Origin of the sequence: Providencia sp. PROV175 (assembly GCF_032707045.1) — a bacterium.
In the GTDB taxonomy this organism is placed as follows: Bacteria; Pseudomonadota; Gammaproteobacteria; order Enterobacterales; family Enterobacteriaceae; genus Providencia; species Providencia hangzhouensis.
In genome coordinates, this window is sequence record NZ_CP120533.1 from 545,044 (window position 1) to 565,835 (window position 20,792).

Sequence of the window (20,792 nt, forward strand, 5' to 3'; positions counted from 1 at the left end):
GGGGGAAGTATGCTTAATTTGCAGACGTTTAAAGCCGCTGCGGTACAAGCCGCTCCGGTGTTTCTCGATACCAATGCTACGGTAGATAAAGTTTGTCGTTTAATTGAAGAGGCGGCGGATAACGGAGCGAAATTGGTTGCATTTCCAGAGGTTTTTATTTCTGGTTACCCTTATTGGAGTTGGGTGATGAACCCGATAGATGGCAGTACATGGTTTGAAAAACTGTGCAAATCTGCCATTGAAGTCCCAGGGCCTGAAATACAAAAAATTGCTCAAGCTGCCGCACGCCACCACATCAATGTTGTAATTGGTGTGAATGAGCGGAACCCTAATGGAATCGCTACGTTATATAATACATTAGTGACGATTTCTGATGAAGGAAGAATTCTGGGACGCCATCGTAAATTAGTCCCAACATGGGCAGAAAAACTGACGTGGGCAAATGGAGATGCCTCTTCACTAAAAGTTCATCAAACCAGTATTGGGCCTCTTGGGGCATTGGCCTGTGGGGAAAACACCAATACATTGGCGCGTTTTGCTCTATTGGCGCAAGGCGAGTTAGTCCATATTGCGAGCTATATCGCCTTACCCGTTGCACCAAAAGACTATGACATGGCCGAAGCGATTCGTTTACGCGCATCTGCCCACTGTTTCGAAGGCAAAGTTTTTACGATTGTTTCCTGTTCGACAGTGTCAGAAGAGATTATGGATGCAATGTCTGCAACTCACCCAGAAGCACGTGAGATACTGGCTCGGCCAAATAGCGCTTTCTCAGGAATTATCGGGCCTGATGGACGAGTTATAGGCGAACCATTGGTTGACAAAGAAGGAATTGTTTACGGTGAAATTGATTTAAATCGCTGTATTCAACCACGACAAATGCATGATATTACAGGGCATTATAACCGTTTTGATATCTTTGATTTGCAGGTGAACCGCCGGCCATTAGCGGCAGCACGTTTTCACGGTAATGGGCAAGAAGATGAAGCTTTAAACGTATTTCCAGAATCAGGTGAGTCATTTGGGGAGAGAGAGATATGAGTTTAGCACGTACATATCGTATTGGGCAGATTGTCCCGTCATCAAATACCACAATGGAAACAGAAATTCCGGCTATATTACGGGCAAGAGAAGCTCTGTTTGCGGAGCGCTTTACCTTTCATTCAAGCCGTATGCGTATGCAAAAAGTTACCAAAGAGGAGCTGGCAAAAATGGACTCCGATAGTGACCGCTGCGCTATTGAATTGTCAGATGCTGCGGTTGATGTGCTGGGATATGCCTGTTTAGTTGCGATTATGAGCATGGGGAAAGGTTATCATCGCATTTCAGAAAAACGTTTGTTTCAACGTACGGTAGATAACGGCCATCCAGCACCTGTAGTGACTAGCGCTGGGGCATTAGTTGACGGCTTACATGTAATGGGCGCTAAAAAAGTGTCTATTTTAACGCCTTATATGAAGCCGTTGACGCAGTTAGTGATTGATTATATCGAAAGTGAAGGCATTGAAGTGGTAGATAGTATTTCATTGGAAATTCCAGATAATTTAGATGTGGGCCGGCAAAACCCATTAGCACCAGTGGAAATTACGAAAAAACTCAATACCCAAGTAGATGCAATTGTGGCTTCTGCATGTGTGCAAATGCCTTCGCTACCCTCAATACAATTAATTGAAGACCGAGTTGGTTTACCTGTACTGTCTTCTTCGGTGGCGACGACCTATATGATGTTAAAAAAGTTGGGTTTAGAAACTCATGTTGATGGGGTTGGTTCATTGCTAAGTGGAAAGTTTTAGCTGAATTATCGCCGACTTCTGCTACTCTTGAGGGGTTGTAATCAAATGCAATAATTCAAGATGTTATCAAGGGGAGCGAATGGCAAACTCAAAGGTTTTTGTTGATAATTATTTGCCTGCCCTATTGGGGCAGGCTTGGATGTTGGTTTCATCTGAGTTTCATGCCATTGTTGAAGAAAAAGGTTTGTCAATATTAGAGTGGAGAGTGTTATCCACACTAGCAGGTAATGGCTCAATGGGGATTACAGAGCTCTCACAAAAAACAGTCAGTAAACAACCGACAATTACTCGCGTACTACAACGGCTAGAACAGCAAGGGCACGTGGTTCGCCACAGTAACCATAATGGTAGTGATAAGCGCATAACACTTGTCAGTGTGACATCAAGTGGAATGTCACTAGTTGATGGTTTACTTATTGCAGCTCAGCAACACGAAGAAGTTGTTTTAGCTCCCTTGGGGCTACGTAAAAGTAAGATTCTTAAGAAAGTGCTACAAGAATTAATTGAGCGGCATAGTATAGAAAACACCAATACTGCAGATAAAAGCACTTCCGATAAAAATAATAAAAAAAAGCTAAAAAGAAAAAAATCAGGTAGCCTAAATTTATCTAAAGAAACAACAAAATAGTCGATTAATGATGGTTTAGTTCTATTTTTGATGGCAATACATAACTTATTATTGATATTGCGTTTAAATATTTATTTATCAAATAGATAAATAAGTTTCTTATGGGACATTTAAGTCAGTAGTAATTTTTGCAACCTGATGATAGATAGGCTATTTCTTAATTTTATTATTTTTGTATCGATTGATTAATTGCCACTTTACATTGATTCATTTTATCTATTTACTTCATAACTGATAATTAATGATTAGCTAAACATGGAGCAATCAATGTCAGTAGTGACACTTGTACTCGTTTTTTTATTAGCCGTTGTTGTGAGCGTTTTTGTTTCACGACTGCTCAAAGATATTATTCCATTACCCCTGATCCAGATAGCACTAGGGGCTGGCTTGTCTTTATACGGTTTTACAGTTGAATTTGAACCTCATCTATTTCTATTTTTATTTATTCCTCCTTTATTATTCCTTGATGGATGGCGTATTCCTAAAGAAGCCTTATTTCAAGAAATTAAACCGATCATGTCGCTAGCCATAGGTTTAGTGGTTGTAACAGTGATTGGTATGGGCTTCTTTATACATTGGTTAATCCCAGCCATTTCTTTAGCTGTTGCCTTTGCGTTAGCAGCCATTTTATCGCCAACGGATCCCGTTTCCGTGTCTGCCATGACCGTCAATTCCCCATTGCCATCTCGAATGGCGCATATTTTGGAAGGGGAGTCATTGTTGAATGATGCAACGGGTCTGGTGTGCTTTAGTTTTGCAGTGGTCGCTGCGTTAACAGGTACATTTTCCCTTGCTTCAGCGGCTGGGCAATTTGTATTAGTGGCATTTGGCGGAATTTTAATTGGTTTGCTGGTGGCTTGGGCAATTGGCTGGTTAAACCAACTGCTCGTTAAGCGTACTGGGGAAGAACCTGCAATTCAAATTATGATCAGCTTACTGATGCCATTTACGGCTTATTTATTAGCTGAACATTTGCATGTTTCCGGTATTTTAGCGGCAGTAGTTGCCGGTATTGCGATGCACTATGAAAAAATTGCAGGTCGCATGCAAGCGGCTACACGTATGCAAAGTAAAGCGGTGTGGGATACGGTACAAACTGCGTTGAATGGGATGATTTTCATCTTGTTAGGCGAACAGTTGCCGGGTATGTGGACAAATATGCCTGCTGTAGCAGAGGCCGCGGGTGCGAGCCATCCTTGGATGCTGTTTGTTTATGTGGCAATTATTACTGTGGCATTGGCAGTTTTACGGTTTAGCTGGGTGTGGATCTCGATGACTTTAACCGTCTTCCATAAACGCCGTCGCGGTAAAGAAGCAGATGTTATGCATATTCGTATGATGGCAGTAATGGCGACAGCGGGTGTGCGCGGAGCGATTACGTTAGCGGGTATTTTAACGTTACCTTTATTGATGCCAGATGGTTCATTATTCCCGAATCGTGACGTGGCTATTTTCTTAGCGATGGGGGTGATTTTATGCTCACTATTAATTGCCAGTATCGCACTGCCTATTTTAACGAAAGGGTTAGTACAAGATTTACCTTATGATAATGACGAAATTCGAGCGCGTTTAGCTTTAAATGAAGCCGCGATGGCACATTTACGTGAATTAATGAACCACCCATCGGATGATGTGGATGAAATTGCTATGCGTACTGAAGTTGGGGCGCAACTATTAGAAATTTATGGCAGACGACTCGATAATTCGGATGAAACTGAGTCAGATGTCTATGATTTACATAAGATGATTAATATGGAACGCGAAATGTCTAAGTCGGCGTTAAAAGCGAAACGCGACGCGTTATATCAAATGCGTAAAAGTAAAAATATCAATGAAAGGGTGTATCACCGTTTACGTGATGAACTTGATTTAAAAGAAGAGACACTGAATCACCATAAAAATGGTAAACATTAATTAGCGAAAACAAAAGACCTGAATTTATTCAGGTCTTTTGTTATTGTAATTCAACTGAATTTGACGGCTTGTATTGAGTTCTGATAGGTTGGTTACAATTCAATTTAGGAAATTTATATGTCACAGGTTGTAGCAAGCTTAAGCATTATTATTACCATCACATAGTGGTGGGGATAAGCTACATCCTAAACCCGCCAGATAAGGCGGGTTTTTTGTCCTTATCTGGTTAATTCTTCAGTAAGGAACTATTTATGAATTTAACAGAAGCATCTCCATTATTAAAAAAACAACCTCGTTTGTATTTTCTTTGTGGGAAAATCGCTTCTGGGAAATCGACATTAGCGAAACAACTGGCTAACCCCCCTCGTACTATTTTGCTCTGTGAAGATGAATGGCTTGCCGCCCTTTATCCTAATGAAATTAATGAATTGGCTCACTATGTCGAAAAAAGTGCTTTAGTAAAACAGGTATTGGAAGACCATATTAGGCAATTAATACAGGCTGGGAATAATATCGTGATGGATTTTCCTGCCAACACACCAATACAGCGTCAATGGTTAATGTCTTTGGCGCAATCATCTGATGTATCTTATGTATTTCATGTATTGCAGGTAAGTAATGATGAGTGTAAGGCAAGGCTTACTGCTCGTAATTTAGCAGGGGAAAACCCATTTCAAACATCTGAAACGCAGTTTGATTTAATTACGGCACATTTTTCTTATCCAACAAGTAGTGAACGGTTAATCTGTAAATTTTATCCATAAAGGTAACATATCTGAGTAATAAACTTATGGAGGAGACTTATTACTCAGATTTATGGTCACTTAGGTCGATACATTTTGAGGTTTTGCTGCTGTTCAATCCAATAGTAATCAGCAGGCCCACCAGCACGCAATAGTGGTTTCTGGCCAGCACAATCATATAAGCCATTATTCAAGGCTGATTCATCAATATGCACCATGACGACTTCTCCCATCACCATCCAAGTATCCAATAGTTGCCCATCCGCCCGTTTAAGTTGCTGATATTGTGTGACAACACATTCCATTGAAACGGGTGTTTGAGCGATACGAGGCGGTGAAACGAGTGTTGAAGGGAGGGGGGATAGCCCCGTTAATGCAAATTCGCTTTCACCATGTGCGAGTGTGGCACTACTCATATTTACGTGTTCACCGAGTGAAAGCGTGGCAAGGTTATAAACAAACTCCCCTGTTTCGATGGCATTAGTTACTGAATCTTTTTTACCAACACTCGAAAAGGCCAATATAGGTGGTGAATAATTGAAAATATTGAAAAAACTATAAGGAGCTAGATTGGTTCTACCTTTACTATCACAGGTTGATATCCAACCAATAGGTCTAGGACCAATGAGTGATGGGATAGGGTCATGGGGTAGCCCGTGACCCTGTTGTGGTTGGTAACTATAAAACTTTGCTATCATTTTGGAGTCCTTTTTAACATTACTTTAACGGATATTTGAACAAGGTGTTAGGTATTTAAATAATAAATGCTATTAATGCATAAAGAATGCAGTAAGTGGATATTTTATTTTTAATTTTTCTTATATTAACGTTTGAGGATATAACTTAATATAATAATATTAAATTAAATAGTAATTGATGATTATCTTTATTTTATTTATGAGTTTTAGTATTGACTTTATTGCTTAACTCTATTTTTGCGTAAATCCAGTGGATTGATTTATTTTAATTATAAGCTTTAATTTATTCTTTTAATTTCGTTATTTTCTGCATGTTAATATTTTTATATTTAATTAATTCGCCTTGCTATTATCTTGATTTATTTGTTTTTAACCTTTTGATTTTTAATATTTATTGTGTGTTCATCTAAGTTATATTACATGGGTTATATAATTTAATAGGAAATAGCTATCAAATTATATAAGTTCGATCGATACAAACGTATTTACAGAATTAATTAATAAACCTATATTTAAATTAAATTATTCTCTATTTTTATTAGATGTAAAAACAAACTGATTCTTAAGTTCGTAACGAGTCATTTAAAATTTCAAATGGAAGTTTTATTCATTGGAATTAATATGATAAAAATAAATGCGTTATTACGTCGGGATGTTGGGTTATTTTTAAGACAAGCCAGAATTGATAAATCATTAACAGGGTACCAACTAGCTAAAATACTAAAAATAAGTCAACAACAGGTTTCTCGTTATGAGAGAGGGGAAACCGGTATTAATGTTGAAGTATTAAATACTCTTTTGGGCGTATTAGAAAGAAATTGGTTAGAATTTTTTTTCAAAGTCCTAGTGAATCATTCGAATGAAATTGCAGATATAAGAATACAAAATGAATTTTTTAATCTCATCGAAAGATCACTTTTCTACTATTATGGAGAATCAAAAAAAAGATAATTTTCAATTGGGTATGTGGTTGGAGTAAAAAATCACTCACATGGCGATGCTTAGTTTTATGTCCTCTTTAATTGAATTAAATATCGAAATTAGATTTACGCTATTGAATATTTAATGGCGTATTTATTGTAGTTTAATTTTTTAATTGAAAGGAAAAATATATGCAATTTACCAAATTAAATATTGCACCCTATTTATCAAAATCATCTCGGTTATTTATTTTTACTGCATTAATAGCTGGTATTTTTTCAACAAATTCTGCTGCCGACAACACAGGTACAGTTGATTTCGAAGGTGTCGTTGTTAGTACTCCTTGTAATATAGCGCAATCCTCACTAAAGCAAGTTATTGATTTTGGACAGTTATCTCGTCGAGCATTGGAAAATGGTCGTGTGGCTGAGGTGAAATTTAATATTGAATTTACTGGGTGTGATTTCACTGACTTTGATATTGATACAGCTGGAAAACCTATTGCTGTTAAATCAATGGAATTAGTGTTTACAGGACAAAGCTATGCGGATGCAGCAAATACTTTACTTTCTACTTCTGCGGGTAATACCAACAATGTAGGAATTGGTATTGATGGATTTGAGTTTGGAAAAGCTAAAGATGTGCTTTCACGTATCATCAATAAAAAAGGAGATAACGTATTATCTTTCAAAGCGTTAGCAAAAGCTGTTGATACAACGAAAAGTGTATCGGAAGGTAAGTTCAGCGCAGTAACAAACTTTCGTATTACCTATCAATAACTAAATGGTTTAACCGCCAGAATTGACTGGTGGTTAAATATTGATTCGCTAGAGGGGGGGGCATGGTTAGTTATCAAAGGGTTATGAATATAATAGTCTTGTCGATAATGCTTATTTTTAGTATTCACTCATATGCAGACCCCAAAATTATTAAGCCCTACAACGTCAATGCAAGAACATTACTTAAAGGCAGTGTTATCGATGCGCCGTGTTCAATAACGTTGAAAAATCGCTATCAAACTATTGATTTTTCTTCTTTGGCTCTCGCTTTTTTGTCAAATAGCTTGCAAAGAGAAATGCATGATCAGCCTTTTATTATCGAGCTACAAGATTGTGGTAGTGCTTATTCAACCATTGACCTAAAAACATGGAAAATACGCTTTGTCGGCCAAAGCGCGCAATATATTGATGCTTTTACGCTACAAGGTGCTTCCGAAGGGCTAGGCGTATCGGTATTAGACAATTCAAAAATACGATTACAGCCTAATAAGGTTTATTCATTATCTGACAATGTGTTGTATCAAGATAAATCAGGATACAGCCTTTTCCTTCGCTATTTCTTACGTTTGGAATTAACCGGACAGCCGATTCAAGCGGGCCGTTATTACGGGCTGATCCGCTTTTTCATCGATTACCAATAACACGCACGAAGAATATGTTTTTATGAGCTTCATTTTGAAGATGAACTCTTATTGCATTTAATCTGGTATAGCTAGGATGGTATAGAGCATGGTGTTCAAAACTAACGAAAAATTGAAGCTAGCTTGGCTCATTGCTTTTCTGTTACCGAGTTTTATAGGATGGAAAGCATTTGCAACTGAATTTAATACAGATGTTTTAGATGCAGATGATATGCAAAATATTGATATGAGCCAGTTTTCGGTAGCAGGGTATACGCTACCGGGGGATTATGTTTTTACTCTTTTTGTTAATGGGCAACGTTTAGGGGCACCCCGTAATATCTCCGTTTATGAAAATAAGCCAATTGCAGGTGAATCAACCCAAGCGACACAAACTATTTGTATTCCTCCTGATATCCTTGAGTTAATTGGGTTAAAGCGTTCTGCGATGGAGAAAGTGACACTTTCTCATAGTGGAAAATGCCTCGATTTTTCTGCGCTATCAGGCGTTCAAACAGCCATAGAGCTCAGCACCTTATCGCTGAAAATGACTATTCCGCAAATATGGATGGAATATCGCGACCCTTACTGGGTTCCTGCTAATTTATGGGAAGAAGGAATAGGTGGCGCATTTATTGATTACAATGCGAATATTTCTGCAACCAAGGAAACGAATAGTAATCGGCAAATCTATTTATCAAGTAATGGAATCACAGGGGTAAATTGGGGGGCTTGGCGCCTACGTGGTGATTACAGTACATCTTATCAGAAGCAACGGGGGGATTATCCTCAAGAAAAACATAACTTTGATTTTACTCGTCTTTATGCATTTACTTCATTGAAAGATAGTGCCTCAATCTTTACGTTGGGAGAAAATTATTTTTATTCGGATATCTTTGAATCTTGGCAATATACTGGTTTTTCTTTAGAAAGTGATGACCGCATGCTACCGCCTAAATTAGTGGGGTATGCACCTGAAATTATTGGTGTTGCAAATACTAATGCGATTGTAATTGTTCGCAGCCAAGAACGCATTATTTCTGAAACGGCAGTGCCTCCTGGACCATTTCGTATTCAAACACTTGATAGTGGGATCCGTGGTGTATTAGATGTGACTGTACGTGAAGAAAATGGGGAGGAGAGCAAGTTTAGTCTTAGTACAGCCTCGTTACCTTATTTAACACGTCCCGGACGCGTTATTTATAAAGTCGCAATGGGAAAGACGCGTTATGACAATCGGCATTTGACAGGTGAGCCTGTTGTAAGTGGTGAATTATCATATGGTGTTTCAAATGCATGGTCATTATATGGAGGAACTCAACTTAATGGTTATTACCAAAGTGCAGCATTAGGGATCGGACGGGATCTTTTTTCAATAGGCGCGGTTTCTTTTGATATCACACAATCTTTTGCCGATTTTTCAGATAAAAGACGCCAAGGCCGCTCTTATCGCGTTAATTACGCAAAATCTTTCGATGAGCTACGCACAGATATTACCTTTGCAGGCTACCGTTTTGCCGACAAAGAATACCGAACACTAACGCAATTTATGGATGAAGAGAGAATAGGTTATGGTACTCAGGCAGCAAAAGAAAATTATCAATTATATTTAAATAAATATTTTGATGATTTTAATATTTCTCTTAATTATCAATATAGTACTTATTGGCAGCACGACTCACAAACGCAATACGGTTTATACATTAATGCGCCTTTAAATTTTCCTCTTCTGTCCCAGAATGCCGCAAATTTATCATTATCAGCAACTCGTACTGAACGGGACAATGGCAATGAAGAAGATGCAATTAATCTCTATCTCACAGTACCACTATTCCGCGGTCATAGCATCACATTTTCTGAACTCTACTCACGGTCAGCGGGTAATAATCAATTTAATCATCAGGTTGGCTATAGTGGTTATGGGGAACAAGATAATTACAATATCAATGTTGGTTATAACCACGGCCAACATATTGATAATCAAGTGAGTTTGAGTGGCTTTTATTCACGAGATATCTCTCAAGCAAGTACATCTATAAATGCGAGCTATGTGCCTGATCAATACCACAGCATTGGCGGGTCAATCAATGGCGGGCTTACATTAACCTCGAAAGGGGCGGCATTGCACCGATCAGCGCACGGTGATACACGACTTATGGTTGAAACCCCCGACGTGAGCGGTATTCCTCTCGATAATGGGGTGATTAAAACCAATGCATTTGGGTTGGCTGTTATTCCCAATGTGAATAGTTATCGAAAATCAACAGCTTCAATTAATACCAGCCAGTTACCCGATGATATCGAAAGCCTCGATCCCTCGACAGATATTACGTTAACCAAAGGTGCCATAGGCTATCGCAGCTTATCGGTGATGAAGGGGCATAAATTATTTGTTGTTTTTGCTTTGTCAGATGGAAAGCACCCACCTTTTGGCGCCAGTGTACGTAATAAAAATAACCAAGAAGTAGGGCTAGTGGGTGAAGGCGGTGTGACGTGGCTAGTGGGGGTATCACCTCAAGAAAAGTTGTCGTTGTATTGGAATAACCAGCCACAGTGCGAGTTATCTCTACCTGAAAAATTAAATGAGCTTACGGATTTGTTGTTGCTGCCATGCTCTTCAGCCAAAGCGGTCCGTTCAGTTTATTCATCATCAAGTAAATGATTGTGAGGCTAATTATGTGGAAGTTAGATATTTGTTATCAATGGATTGTGAGAGTACTGCTTGTCATACCTATATTATCATTTAATACCTACGCAGCAGTGACCCTGGATCGAACTCGGATTATTTTTCCTGGGGATGTGAAATCGATTAATATCAAGATAACTAATGATAACCCAGAAGAGGCGTATCTCGCACAAAGCTGGATTGAAGACCAACAAGGTAAGAAGCTAACAAAAGGAGCGTTATTGGCTACGCCGCCACTACAACGCGTAGAGCCGAATAGCCAAAGCTTAGTTCGCTTGAGTCTGACGCCTTTATTTAGTCAGTTACCGCAAGATAGGGAATCCGTATTTTATTTTAATTTGCGAGAAGTCCCGCCTAAATCTCATGATGCGAATACCTTACAAATTGCTTTGCAATCGCGAGTGAAGCTTTTTTATCGACCTCCGTCCATTTTAGCCAAGTCAGAAACAAACTGGGCACATAAGGTCACATTAATGAAAACGAATAAAGGGTATCAGCTCAATAATTCAACGCCTTTCAATTTGACGGTTATTGGCTTGGGTAATAACCAAAAACAGTCGGAACAAAGCCAATTTGAAGTGGTGATGGTGCCGCCTAAATCGACTCAAGAGTTTATTTCCCAGCCACTAACAAGACCTCATTTAACCTATATCAATGATTATGGCGGAAAACCGACTTTGGCTTTTCATTGCCAACAAGACGTTTGCACAGTGGTGGATGAACATTAGTTAGCTGAGGGGGATATACGCCTAGCATCAATAATAGAAGGAGTAATGCATTGATAAAGCATATGCTTATTGGTCTATTTTTCATCAGTGGCATGATAGGAGTGATGGCTTCAGCGAACGGACTTTTAAATCATACTGCGGTGAATGAATCACATTATGAAGATTTAAATAGTGGATGGTTAGAAGTGAGCGCTCGATTATTCAATTCGCCTTGCCACTTAAAAATATCAACCTCAGCGGTGATGTTGACTCAATGTGGTACAGGTGGTGCATTTTCTGCGGATAAAACGCAAACAACGCCCGCACAAATACGCTTCTATGATGTGCAGAATGGAAATGTTACGGCCATAGAGAAAATGAATTTATTAAACGGTAATAATTTTATTCACCCACCTGTTTCAATGCATAAATCGAATTTATTACGGTTGGAGGTGGTTTATGAGTAAGGCAATTTTACTTTTAAGTCTTGTACTTCCTATCTTTGGTTGGAGTAAGGAAAGCCTAGATGTGGAATTTAGTGGTATTTTAGTCAATAAAACCTGTCAGTTAGCGGCTGATTCCATCAATAAGCGGGTAAAAATTGAAAATATACGTTTGAAGTCGATTAATGACAATATTCCTAGTGATATCACACCATTTTTTATCACGATTGAAAAATGCAGCCAAGCCGACCTTAATAAGATGATTAAGATTACCTGGAAAAGCCCAAAACAAGTCACTGTAGAGGGAGGGAATTACCTTGGAACGGATGGAAGTAGTGGTGTACTGCTTGGTGTAGTTGATAAGCAAGGCGAGTTTGTTACTTGGGATAAATCGATTGAGGTAACACCTGTTACGGTTACAGGTGGAAGTCAGCAATTGGAATTTGGTGTATTTGTGCGTAAAAATCCGTTGAATGAAGCAAAAAAAGGGGTTTTCTCAAGCTCAGCGACTTTTTCATTGGAGTATGAGTAATGAATACAATCAATTGGTTATCTAAATTTGTTTTGTGTTTTTTATTCCTCCCATTTATGTCTAAGTCGGATGTTTTAATCGATGTGAGCGCGACGTTAGTCGACCCAGCCTGCCACCTGCGTAGCGAAGATAACAGTACACCGTTAAAAATCAATTTTGGGGTGATTAATATACCGCATAACTCTGATGATATTTCCCAATCCCATACATTTCCATTGTATTTAACTGGCTGTAATTGGAATAAATCACTCGGTATTATGATTAACCCCAAAAATAGTAACACTATGGTTTATCAAGGAAAAAGTATTTTATCCACTAGTACTGATGGCCTTGGCATTAATATCAATAATATAACTGGTGGTGTGGCTCATCCACTTGAAGTTAATCAAATTCAACAAATATTTCCAGAACAAATAGATGCCACTTTACAGCGAATTATTTTACAAGCTGAGCTCGTCAATACCCTACCAGCGAGCCAACTCCGTGCTGGAAAATTTAGTGCTATTGCCATGATTTCGGTCACTTACTATTAAGGCGGTAATATCGGTTATGTCTAATTTTCAAATCCTGTTTCAGGCGGTTTCTAGCTCTATGGTGAAAATACCATTTCCCTTATTTTTTAAGGGAGAGTTTTTTAAACAACCATCTAGCTTATCAATGTATTTTCTGGTGGCCATTCTTAGTTTGTATGGAATGAATGCTCATGCAGATTATGCATCTCGAATACAAAATTCCAATTCAGGTTATTCAATTCGGATCGATAGTAATAGTGTTATTGAACCCGTTGCACGAGTTGGTTCTGATGGCAAAAATTATTATCGTGTAGGAAACCCTATTGTTATTGATGGTAATAGTACTCAAGTGAGTGTGTCTGGCTTGGTTGATTGTGTTGGGAGACGATGGGGGAGCAGCAATACAAGAATTCATTCATCACAGGCATTTCATCGTTTGTTTATGTATGTAGCTTCTGCGGGAGTCACGATTGATGGAAAAACAGCCTACCGGATCAATAACAATTTAGTGATGACGGTGGAAACTCCGATAATGAATTGGATAAATATTGATGCAGGAATGTGCTCATATGCTTATGTGGGGCTTGTTAGGGCTGCCCAAGAGTTTACCAGTCAATTTCCAGTTACTATTACATTTTTTATTAATGAGCAAATTATTGATGGAAAACTGGTTATTCCTGCAATGGATTTAGCGGGCTATGTTCGCGCTTTTACTGAGCCTAAAGCAGTGCCACCCTTTGATAGCTGGCCTTTATCTGACTCAACCGTGCCAATGCGTCTTGCCGCTTCTCAGTTAAATGTGAAAGCAATGTGCTCCACGCAAACGAGCTCTGGGCAGGCTAGTACCGTCAATTTGCGACACGGTCAATTAAGTAGTATTCATTACGATAGCTTGGTGACGGAAAGTATCAGATACACGTGCAAATTTGCTGCCTTAACGAAGGTAAGGTTACGGTTAGACTATGTGACAGATGGCGACCCACAAAAGCGCTTGCCAATGAAAGATGCTTCAAATAGAACGATTTACAGTAAGTTAGACATTGTGGATGAACAAACCGGCGCGACAGGTACAGATATTCGTGTGGGAATTCATTCAAATCGCACTATTTATATTCGTAGTCGTATTCAAGGAAATAATGCAGACGCAGGAAGTTATCAAGGGTCTGCATGGTTAATTGCCACATTTGACTAAATTGAATTTTTGAATGGTTAGGTGTTATCCACTAATTCTCTGAATAAAACTGGATGGACTTTGCCCTAACCATTTTTTAAACATGGTCGAAAAAGACCCAACGCTGCTGTAGCCTAAATCAAATGCGACCTCAGTAATGGATTTACCTGCAGAAATATGGGTAATCGCACTTAATAAGCAAGCTTGCTGCCGCCAGTCAGAGAAAGATAACCCCGTTTGAGCACCAAAAAAACGGCTAAATGAGCGCTCACTTTTATGTAGTTTTGCCGCCCACTCCTGTGGTAATGAGGTGATTTGTGGCGCTTTTAGGAATTCCCGGCACAATTGGGCTAAATGTTCATCCCGTGGGATTGGGGCATAGAAAGGTAGGGGCTCTGCCTGCGCAATTTCATGCAAAATCAATTGGTACATCACACCATCACGGCCATTTAAATCATATTCAATTGGGGTATCAACTGCTTCAAGCAATAGCTGACGAAGTAAGGGGGAAACCCTGAGTACTTCACATTTGTTTCCCCTACGTGGAGCGGCTTTGGGCTCAATGTATAAGCTACGCGTACTGACATTCAACATGCGCGTTTCATGGGGCGTATTACAGGGGATCCAAACACCACTATCAGGCGGTATGACCCACTCGCCATCCGCGGTACTCACTTCAATCAAGCCTGTCGCACCATATAGAAACTGGGCACGGCGGTGAACGTGAGAATCAAGCAGCACATTTGGTAGGTAATCAGTGCCGATCGCTAAAACATCACGCGGAGTTGCATCGACAGTTTTCAGAGGAATATTTCGCATAGGAATTTTTCTTGGCTGAGATTCAAAAGTTATCATCTATTTTCTGAATATAGGCAATTTTTATTGATATAACCACATGTTTTCCGTGGTTGGCTGAAATTCCAATGTGTTTGGCAGGTTTTCGAAAGTTGATAAACAGGGAAATGTTTACCTTATCGCGGCAACCTAATGTATGCCAGAGGTAGAGTTATCATGGAAAATTATTACGATCAGGCGGGTAGTGAGAGTCTGATTGAACCCCTAACCCGTCGTCGGTTTATTCAAGGCAGCTCTGCGCTCATGGCTGTCCCATTTATTTCGACAAATACTGTTGCATCGACAGCAGAAAACCCGAATATCATTTCAACCACAACGCTGCAAAATGAAGGCGAGCGAGTGGTCTCCACCTGCAGTAGTTTTGACTGTGGTGGCAAATGTGATATTCGAGCACACGTTAAAGAAGGTGTGGTGACACGAATTAGTACCCGTCCAGATGCCGATTTAGACGAAGAGATGCCAATCATGCGTGCTTGCGTGCGTGGCCGCAGTTACCGGAAGTTCGTTTATCACCCAAATCGCCTGAAATACCCAATGAAAAGAGTGGGCAAACGAGGGGAAGGGCGCTTTGAGCGAATTAGCTGGGAAGAGGCGACAACCTTGATTGCAGACAACATGCAGCGAGTCAACGCCCAATATGGCCCTGCATCGCGCTTTGTTAGCCTCAGTACTGGGGTAACAGGGGGAATTTTCTCCGGTGCCAATATGTTGCGTCGGTTGTTTAATATCACGGGTGGTTTTTTAGAAAATTACCACTCAGTGAGCAATGGCAATACCATGGCGGTTACGCCTTATACCTATGGCACGTCAGCAAGTGGTAGCACGCTAGACACATTAGAAAATACGCCATTGGTGATCTTGTGGGGACATAACCCGAACGAAACCATTTTTGGTCACACGAATCATTATTTCCAAAAAATGAAAAAAAATGGCACCAAATTTATTGTTGTCGACCCACGTTACTCGGATACCGCGTCCTCATTAGCGGATCAGTGGATCCCCATTTTGCCGACAACAGATAATGCGATGATGGATGCCATGATGTATGTGATCATCAGCGAAGGGCTGCATGATCAATCCTTTATCGACAAATTCACTATTGGTTTTGATGAGCACCAGATGCCCGAAGGCATCCCTGAAAATGAGTCATTAGTGGCTTATTTAATGGGGAAAAAAGACGGTGTGGTGAAAACCCCAGAATGGGCAGAACCTATCACCAAAGTTCCCGCTGAAACCATTCGTCAACTGGCTCGCGAATATGCTAATACAAAACCGGCGGCCTTAATACAAGGTTGGGGGCCTCAACGTCACATCTGTGGTGAACGCTCCGCCAGAGGCGCCACGCTATTAGCCACAATTACCGGAAATGTAGGCGTAAAAGGGGGCTGGGCTGCGGGCTATGGCATGGCAGTAACCCCTGATTTACGTAAAACGTTAGCGGGCCCGAGCCTATTTGAAAACCCAGTTAAAGCGAAAATCAATATCACCAATTGGGTGCAAGCTTGTGAAAATAAAGACCTTGTGACGCCAAATAATGGTTTAAAAAATGCGGAAAAACTCGATACGGAAATCAAAATGATTTTTTCGTTGGCGGGTAACTATATGACTAACCAGAACCCCGATATTTTGCATGCTGCTAAAGTTCTGGAAGATGAAAGTAAAGTTGAGTTTATCGTTTACAGTGACTTATACATGACACCCAGCGCCAAGTATGCCGATATTTTATTGCCTGAAACCAGCTTCTTAGAACGCTGGAATGTGGGGGGAACATGGGGAACGGGCAACTACATTATTTTATCGGAAAAAGTCGTTGAACCTGAATTTGAGCGGCGTAGTGACTATGAGTGGTTGCGAGAGGTCGCTGAAAAACTCGGCGTTGGCGAGAAATTCAGTGAAGGTCGTACAGAAAAACAGTGGATCGAGCATTTAGTCAATGATGCCCATCAGAAACGCCCAGAAGATGGCATTCCAACTTTTGATGAGCTACTGGTTAAGCGCCGCCATTTGTTAAAACACAAACCGCATGTGGGCCATGTCGCCTTCGAAAAAAATATTAACGATATCGAGAATAACCCGTTTGAAACACCATCTGGAAAAATTGAGATTTTCTCTCAGCGTCTTTATGAACGCAATGATGTGGATATCCCTGCGTTATCCCATTATGTGCCTGCCATTGAAGGACCAGAAGATGAACTAGCTTCCCGCTATCCATTGCAATTAATCACTTGGAAAGGTCGTAATCGTGCCAATTCAACGCAATTTGCTAACCCGTGGCTACAAGAAGTGCAGCGCCAAGAGTTGTGGATCAACCCAATTGATGCCAAACGGCGAAATATCACGGATGGAGAGCGCGTCAAAGTGAATAACGACCGCGGTATCACCATGGTGCCCGTCAAAATCACCCAGCGGATTATGCCCGGTGTGGTGGCTTTACAAGCAGGAGCATGGTGGCAACCTGATGAAAATGGCGTTGACCAAGGTGGTTGCGCTAACGTTTTAACATCAGCCCGTAGCACAGCAATGGCACATGGAAATGCCCATCAAACCTTATTGGTGGAGGTAAGCAAAGCATGAGTAAATTTCACGTTTATCCCGCTGTAAGCAGCAAACAGCTTGGTTTTTATATTGATTCTGCACGTTGCTCAGGTTGTAAAGCCTGCCAAGTGGCGTGCAAAGATAAAAATAATCTCGATGTCGGGCGCAAATATCGTCGCGTATACGAAGTCGCTGGCGGTGAGTTTATTGAAAATGGTACGGGAGGACTGGTGAATAACGTCTTTGCTTATACGTTATCCATCTCATGTAACCACTGCGCCGACCCAATGTGTGTGAAAAACTGCCCGACAACGGCGATGCACAAGCGTGAAGGGGATGGCATCGTGATGGTCAATACAGACAAATGCGTAGGTTGTGGAACTTGCGCTTGGTCTTGCCCATATGGCGCACCGCAAATGAACCCTGAAACCAAACAAATGTCGAAATGTGATTTTTGCATCGACCTGCAACTAAAAGGGGAGCAACCCGTCTGCGTCGCCACATGCCCATTAGGGGCCATTCAGTTTGGCCCAATAGATGAACTCAGACAACGTTATGGCGAGCTGGCGGATGTCCGTGGGTTGCCAGACTCATCGATTACCCATCCCAATTTAGTGATCCACCCACATCTTGGGGCTGGTCGCACTCAAAACTCACAAGGAGAAGCCAAATGAATGAATGGCCATTATTGTTATTCACATTTTTAATGCAAACATCCATCGGGTTGAGTGTGATGTTAGCGCTTTTCGCAAAAAAATTATCAGCGGCTTTACCTCATAAAACGAATACACAATTTTTGCAGCAATACGTGTTTGTTGCCTGTGTATTTGCGGGGGTAGGTTTATTGTCTTCAATCACCCACTTAGGGGTTCCTTTGAATGCACCTAATTCTTTGTTGAATATCTTTTCATCGTGGCTAAGCCGTGAAGTGGTTTTCACTGCGACCTATTTTGCTTTTCTTGGGCTGACTTTTTTGTGGCTATGGTTCAAAAAGGAATTGTCATTTCTGCTGCTTGGTTTGGCTATCATTGCTGGGTTATGTGATGTGTATGCCATGGCTTCAATTTATCGTTATACATCAATGTTAACGTGGATGAATGATAATACTTATTTGATGTTCTACGGCACGATGTTAACTGCGGGAGCTGCTGGGTATTATTTATTAATCAATTTGTTATTGCGTTTTCATGCAGGATCGTCAGCGGCTCAAGTCTCAACGTGTGGGTTATGGGTGCTATGGGCGGTTATTGGCACTAGCTTATTAATCCGTTTAGTTTATCAGCCGATCTATGAAAATTACTTAGTTAGCACGAGTTATCATAATGAATCGATTACATTTCCTATCGACTCTATTCATGCCTACCAAAGGATTTGGTCGCTGCGTATCACTAGCTGGGTAGTTGGAATACTGGCGGTGATTTTATTGGGATATGGATTATTTCGTCATATGCGACAAACCGCGAGTGGGGTTATGACTTCGAGCAGCAAAGGGTATTTAGTGGTGGGTTTTGCGGCTGCTATAATTGCTGAATTTATGCTGCGTTACTGTTTCTATACTATTCATCTGTAAATAAATAACAGTTTATCGCTTAGGAAATTACCTTTTTTATGATCCATTTTTCACACTATGCAGCAGCGTTTAATATCTTAGGCACTTGCTATTTATTTTCTCCAAATGATGATGCAAGCCATTATGCGATAAGTTTCTTCAAGCTAAATGACTTTGCATCTCAGTGGCCTTGTAAAATCAGTACTCAGCTTAGCGAACGCATCTCGGCATCGCTAAGCATCGAAATAGCGACGCTGCATACTCAGTGGACAAATTTATTTATTGGGCCTGAAGCATTACCTGCTCCGCCATGGGGCTCGGTATACCTCGACCCTGAAGGCGTATTACAGGGCTCTTCGACACTGGCGCTGAGCGAGTTTTTACAACGAGAGCGTTTAAAAATTCAGACGCGTTATCCAGAGCCTTCTGACCATGTTGGTTTAATGTTATTTCAAGCGGCAGTTTTGGCTTCACAAGTCAGGGAGGCAGCATTAAAAGAATTGCTAAATGACCATTTGGGGAGTTGGTTACCCCAGTTTTCTCAGCAATTAAATCGAACAACATGTAGCCCGTTTTATAACGCATTAACGGAATTGTCACTGGTTACTGTAAGGTCATGTATATAATATTATTCAGTATATTTGACTGTTTAATAGTTAATTAAACGTAATATTTGAATGGATGAAAAGTTAACAAAATTTAATTAAATGAAAATTGATTTAGTTATAAGAAATGCAAATTAAAATGATTCTTACTTTACCTTTCTAAGCCATAATGCATTTTTAAGTCATACTACTTAATGATGTTTTTGGATATCCATAGGGGGTATAAAGTGGTCAATTTATTAAATCGTTTGTTGTCCCATGAAGATGCTGGCAGGTTGTTATTGCGTCTTTCCGTCGGTGGGCTCATGTTATTTCATGGTATGAGTAAATTAATGACAGGGGCGAGTGGTATTAAAGCGCTGCTAGCTTCTTATGGCTTACCTGAATTTATCGCTTATGGAACAATTTTAGGTGAAGTTGTTGCGCCTATTTTCATTATTTTAGGGATTTTAACTCGCCCATCTGCATTATTAGTTGCCTTCACTATGGTGATTGCATGGCTGATGATTGGGCTAGATAAAACATTCGTGCTTGATAAAACAGGTGCATGGGCGATTGAAAGTATTGTGTATTTCTTCTTGAGTGGTATCGCATTGGCATTTTTAGGTGCGGGTAAATATTCCATTATCAAAAACCCGAACTGGCGATAAATCCGTTTTTCTTTCGTGTTTGACATTGCCTTTGAAAAAAGACCATCAAAAATGTTCTGATGGTCTATTTTTTTGTCTAAAAAATGGTCGTTTTAAGATGAACGATATTTTTGAAATATTGGTAGTTTAAGCCATTTTAGCTATAATGGATATTCAAGCTACTTTATATTGTAGGTGATGTATGGAAACTATCTCAGCACAAGTTGCTAAAAATCAATTTGGTGATTTATTGATGAAAGTTCAACGTGCACCTGTTGAAATAAGCAAGCACGGTAAACGTGTTGCTGTTGTTATCTCTCCGGACGAATATGACCAGCTTATGCAATTAAAATTACAGAGCCTAAAAACGGTTTTGGCGGAGTCTATTGCACAAGCAGAACGCGGTGAATTTCATAGCATTGATGATGTATTTGCCCCGCTAACCATGGACGAACTTGAAAATAAGGCTTAA

At 40.2% G+C, this 20,792-nt stretch carries 22 protein-coding genes; 20 read left to right on the top strand and 2 right to left on the bottom strand.

The features are described from left to right. Window positions 1-9: 9 nt before the first annotated feature. The 5 genes from P3L44_RS02330 (at window position 10) to P3L44_RS02350 (ending at window position 5,099) form a co-directional block, all read left to right on the top strand. A complete protein-coding gene (locus P3L44_RS02330) occupies window positions 10-1,041 on the top strand; it encodes a carbon-nitrogen hydrolase family protein (RefSeq protein WP_272661981.1) in 1,032 nt (343 codons plus the stop codon). Further along, window positions 1,038-1,793 carry an Asp/Glu racemase gene (locus tag P3L44_RS02335; RefSeq protein ID WP_272661980.1) on the top strand — a complete coding sequence of 252 codons (756 nt, stop codon included), beginning with the start codon at window positions 1,038-1,040 and terminating at the stop codon, window positions 1,791-1,793. The genes P3L44_RS02330 and P3L44_RS02335 overlap by 4 nt, the downstream gene beginning before the upstream one ends. A 79-nt stretch (window positions 1,794-1,872) precedes the next feature. Next, on the top strand, window positions 1,873-2,421 hold the full coding sequence (locus P3L44_RS02340; protein ID WP_272661979.1) for a MarR family winged helix-turn-helix transcriptional regulator: 549 nt from the start codon (window positions 1,873-1,875) through the stop codon (window positions 2,419-2,421). 267 nt (window positions 2,422-2,688) lie between these two features. Then, window positions 2,689-4,335 (top strand): Na+/H+ antiporter, encoded by a 1,647-nt coding sequence (locus tag P3L44_RS02345; protein ID WP_094961437.1) that lies wholly within the window; start codon window positions 2,689-2,691, stop codon window positions 4,333-4,335. A gap of 251 nt (window positions 4,336-4,586) precedes the next feature. Further along, window positions 4,587-5,099, top strand: a complete 513-nt coding sequence (locus P3L44_RS02350; protein ID WP_272661978.1) for an AAA family ATPase — start codon at window positions 4,587-4,589, stop codon at window positions 5,097-5,099. Window positions 5,100-5,155: 56 nt separating this feature from the next. Here the strand turns inward: P3L44_RS02350 and P3L44_RS02355 are convergent, their stop codons facing one another. Beyond that, a complete protein-coding gene (locus P3L44_RS02355; RefSeq protein ID WP_272661977.1) occupies window positions 5,156-5,776 on the bottom strand; it encodes a flavin reductase family protein in 621 nt (206 codons plus the stop codon). Between the two features lie 621 nt (window positions 5,777-6,397). Between P3L44_RS02355 and P3L44_RS02360 the strand changes: the two genes are divergently transcribed. From P3L44_RS02360 to P3L44_RS02400, 9 genes are all read left to right on the top strand, one after another. Then, window positions 6,398-6,727, top strand: a complete 330-nt coding sequence (locus tag P3L44_RS02360) for a helix-turn-helix domain-containing protein (RefSeq protein WP_227528889.1) — start codon at window positions 6,398-6,400, stop codon at window positions 6,725-6,727. A 161-nt stretch (window positions 6,728-6,888) separates the two neighbouring features. Beyond that, window positions 6,889-7,476, top strand: coding sequence for a fimbrial protein (locus tag P3L44_RS02365; protein WP_004261070.1), 588 nt, complete (start codon window positions 6,889-6,891; stop codon window positions 7,474-7,476). A gap of 62 nt (window positions 7,477-7,538) precedes the next feature. Further along, window positions 7,539-8,117, top strand: a complete 579-nt coding sequence (locus P3L44_RS02370; protein WP_004261065.1) for a fimbrial protein — start codon at window positions 7,539-7,541, stop codon at window positions 8,115-8,117. A gap of 88 nt (window positions 8,118-8,205) precedes the next feature. Then, a complete protein-coding gene (locus P3L44_RS02375) occupies window positions 8,206-10,758 on the top strand; it encodes a fimbria/pilus outer membrane usher protein (protein ID WP_140172613.1) in 2,553 nt (850 codons plus the stop codon). 14 nt (window positions 10,759-10,772) lie between these two features. Then, window positions 10,773-11,510, top strand: coding sequence for a molecular chaperone (locus P3L44_RS02380; protein ID WP_226617120.1), 738 nt, complete (start codon window positions 10,773-10,775; stop codon window positions 11,508-11,510). 50 nt (window positions 11,511-11,560) lie between these two features. Next, window positions 11,561-11,956 carry a fimbrial protein gene (locus P3L44_RS02385; RefSeq protein ID WP_140172615.1) on the top strand — a complete coding sequence of 132 codons (396 nt, stop codon included), beginning with the start codon at window positions 11,561-11,563 and terminating at the stop codon, window positions 11,954-11,956. Further along, window positions 11,949-12,464 carry a fimbrial protein gene (locus P3L44_RS02390; RefSeq protein ID WP_140172616.1) on the top strand — a complete coding sequence of 172 codons (516 nt, stop codon included), beginning with the start codon at window positions 11,949-11,951 and terminating at the stop codon, window positions 12,462-12,464. Before P3L44_RS02385 ends, P3L44_RS02390 begins: the two co-directional genes overlap by 8 nt. After that, the gene (locus P3L44_RS02395) at window positions 12,464-12,997 is read left to right on the top strand and encodes a fimbrial protein (protein WP_004261024.1); all 534 of its coding nucleotides are present in this window, start codon (window positions 12,464-12,466) and stop codon (window positions 12,995-12,997) included. The genes P3L44_RS02390 and P3L44_RS02395 overlap by 1 nt, the downstream gene beginning before the upstream one ends. A 16-nt stretch (window positions 12,998-13,013) precedes the next feature. Beyond that, window positions 13,014-14,168, top strand: a complete 1,155-nt coding sequence (locus P3L44_RS02400) for an adhesin (RefSeq protein WP_140172617.1) — start codon at window positions 13,014-13,016, stop codon at window positions 14,166-14,168. A gap of 24 nt (window positions 14,169-14,192) precedes the next feature. Here the strand turns inward: P3L44_RS02400 and P3L44_RS02405 are convergent, their stop codons facing one another. Next, window positions 14,193-14,966: an AraC family transcriptional regulator gene (locus tag P3L44_RS02405; protein ID WP_136134398.1), complete on the bottom strand. Its 774-nt coding sequence runs from the start codon at window positions 14,964-14,966 to the stop codon at window positions 14,193-14,195. Window positions 14,967-15,158: 192 nt separating this feature from the next. On the opposite strand from P3L44_RS02405, the gene P3L44_RS02410 reads away from it, so the two are divergent. From P3L44_RS02410 to P3L44_RS02435, 6 genes are all read left to right on the top strand, one after another. Next, window positions 15,159-17,576, top strand: a complete 2,418-nt coding sequence (locus tag P3L44_RS02410) for a DMSO/selenate family reductase complex A subunit (RefSeq protein WP_272661976.1) — start codon at window positions 15,159-15,161, stop codon at window positions 17,574-17,576. Beyond that, complete coding sequence (locus tag P3L44_RS02415) at window positions 17,573-18,211, top strand: DMSO/selenate family reductase complex B subunit (RefSeq protein ID WP_004261008.1); 639 nt, start codon at window positions 17,573-17,575, stop codon at window positions 18,209-18,211. Before P3L44_RS02410 ends, P3L44_RS02415 begins: the two co-directional genes overlap by 4 nt. Beyond that, window positions 18,208-19,107: a dimethyl sulfoxide reductase anchor subunit family protein gene (locus P3L44_RS02420; protein WP_140172619.1), complete on the top strand. Its 900-nt coding sequence runs from the start codon at window positions 18,208-18,210 to the stop codon at window positions 19,105-19,107. Before P3L44_RS02415 ends, P3L44_RS02420 begins: the two co-directional genes overlap by 4 nt. Window positions 19,108-19,145: 38 nt before the next feature. Continuing rightward, window positions 19,146-19,712: a molecular chaperone TorD family protein gene (locus P3L44_RS02425; RefSeq protein ID WP_140172620.1), complete on the top strand. Its 567-nt coding sequence runs from the start codon at window positions 19,146-19,148 to the stop codon at window positions 19,710-19,712. Window positions 19,713-19,885: 173 nt separating this feature from the next. Continuing rightward, entirely contained in the window at window positions 19,886-20,341 is a 456-nt protein-coding gene (locus P3L44_RS02430; RefSeq protein WP_004260983.1) for a DoxX family protein, read from the top strand. 181 nt (window positions 20,342-20,522) lie between these two features. Then, a complete protein-coding gene (locus P3L44_RS02435) occupies window positions 20,523-20,792 on the top strand; it encodes a type II toxin-antitoxin system Phd/YefM family antitoxin (protein WP_110592491.1) in 270 nt (89 codons plus the stop codon).

Excerpts from the sequence above, each read along its gene's own strand:
- P3L44_RS02420 (WP_140172619.1), top strand. The coding sequence starts at position 18,208 with ATGAATGAATGGCCATTATTGTTATTCACATTTTTAATGCAAACATCC.
- P3L44_RS02425 (WP_140172620.1), top strand. The coding sequence starts at position 19,146 with ATGATCCATTTTTCACACTATGCAGCAGCGTTTAATATCTTAGGCACT.
- P3L44_RS02375 (WP_140172613.1), top strand. The coding sequence starts at position 8,206 with ATGGTGTTCAAAACTAACGAAAAATTGAAGCTAGCTTGGCTCATTGCT.
- P3L44_RS02340 (WP_272661979.1), top strand. The coding sequence starts at position 1,873 with ATGGCAAACTCAAAGGTTTTTGTTGATAATTATTTGCCTGCCCTATTG.
- P3L44_RS02430 (WP_004260983.1), top strand. The coding sequence starts at position 19,886 with ATGATGTTTTTGGATATCCATAGGGGGTATAAAGTGGTCAATTTATTA.
- P3L44_RS02415 (WP_004261008.1), top strand. The coding sequence starts at position 17,573 with ATGAGTAAATTTCACGTTTATCCCGCTGTAAGCAGCAAACAGCTTGGT.
- P3L44_RS02345 (WP_094961437.1), top strand. The coding sequence starts at position 2,689 with ATGTCAGTAGTGACACTTGTACTCGTTTTTTTATTAGCCGTTGTTGTG.
- P3L44_RS02330 (WP_272661981.1), top strand. The coding sequence starts at position 10 with ATGCTTAATTTGCAGACGTTTAAAGCCGCTGCGGTACAAGCCGCTCCG.
- P3L44_RS02360 (WP_227528889.1), top strand. The coding sequence starts at position 6,398 with ATGATAAAAATAAATGCGTTATTACGTCGGGATGTTGGGTTATTTTTA.
- P3L44_RS02355 (WP_272661977.1), bottom strand. The coding sequence starts at position 5,776 with ATGATAGCAAAGTTTTATAGTTACCAACCACAACAGGGTCACGGGCTA.
- P3L44_RS02335 (WP_272661980.1), top strand. The coding sequence starts at position 1,038 with ATGAGTTTAGCACGTACATATCGTATTGGGCAGATTGTCCCGTCATCA.
- P3L44_RS02405 (WP_136134398.1), bottom strand. The coding sequence starts at position 14,966 with ATGCGAAATATTCCTCTGAAAACTGTCGATGCAACTCCGCGTGATGTT.
- P3L44_RS02390 (WP_140172616.1), top strand. The coding sequence starts at position 11,949 with ATGAGTAAGGCAATTTTACTTTTAAGTCTTGTACTTCCTATCTTTGGT.
- P3L44_RS02380 (WP_226617120.1), top strand. The coding sequence starts at position 10,773 with ATGTGGAAGTTAGATATTTGTTATCAATGGATTGTGAGAGTACTGCTT.
- P3L44_RS02435 (WP_110592491.1), top strand. The coding sequence starts at position 20,523 with ATGGAAACTATCTCAGCACAAGTTGCTAAAAATCAATTTGGTGATTTA.
- P3L44_RS02400 (WP_140172617.1), top strand. The coding sequence starts at position 13,014 with ATGTCTAATTTTCAAATCCTGTTTCAGGCGGTTTCTAGCTCTATGGTG.
- P3L44_RS02350 (WP_272661978.1), top strand. The coding sequence starts at position 4,587 with ATGAATTTAACAGAAGCATCTCCATTATTAAAAAAACAACCTCGTTTG.
- P3L44_RS02410 (WP_272661976.1), top strand. The coding sequence starts at position 15,159 with ATGGAAAATTATTACGATCAGGCGGGTAGTGAGAGTCTGATTGAACCC.
- P3L44_RS02365 (WP_004261070.1), top strand. The coding sequence starts at position 6,889 with ATGCAATTTACCAAATTAAATATTGCACCCTATTTATCAAAATCATCT.
- P3L44_RS02370 (WP_004261065.1), top strand. The coding sequence starts at position 7,539 with ATGGTTAGTTATCAAAGGGTTATGAATATAATAGTCTTGTCGATAATG.
- P3L44_RS02395 (WP_004261024.1), top strand. The coding sequence starts at position 12,464 with ATGAATACAATCAATTGGTTATCTAAATTTGTTTTGTGTTTTTTATTC.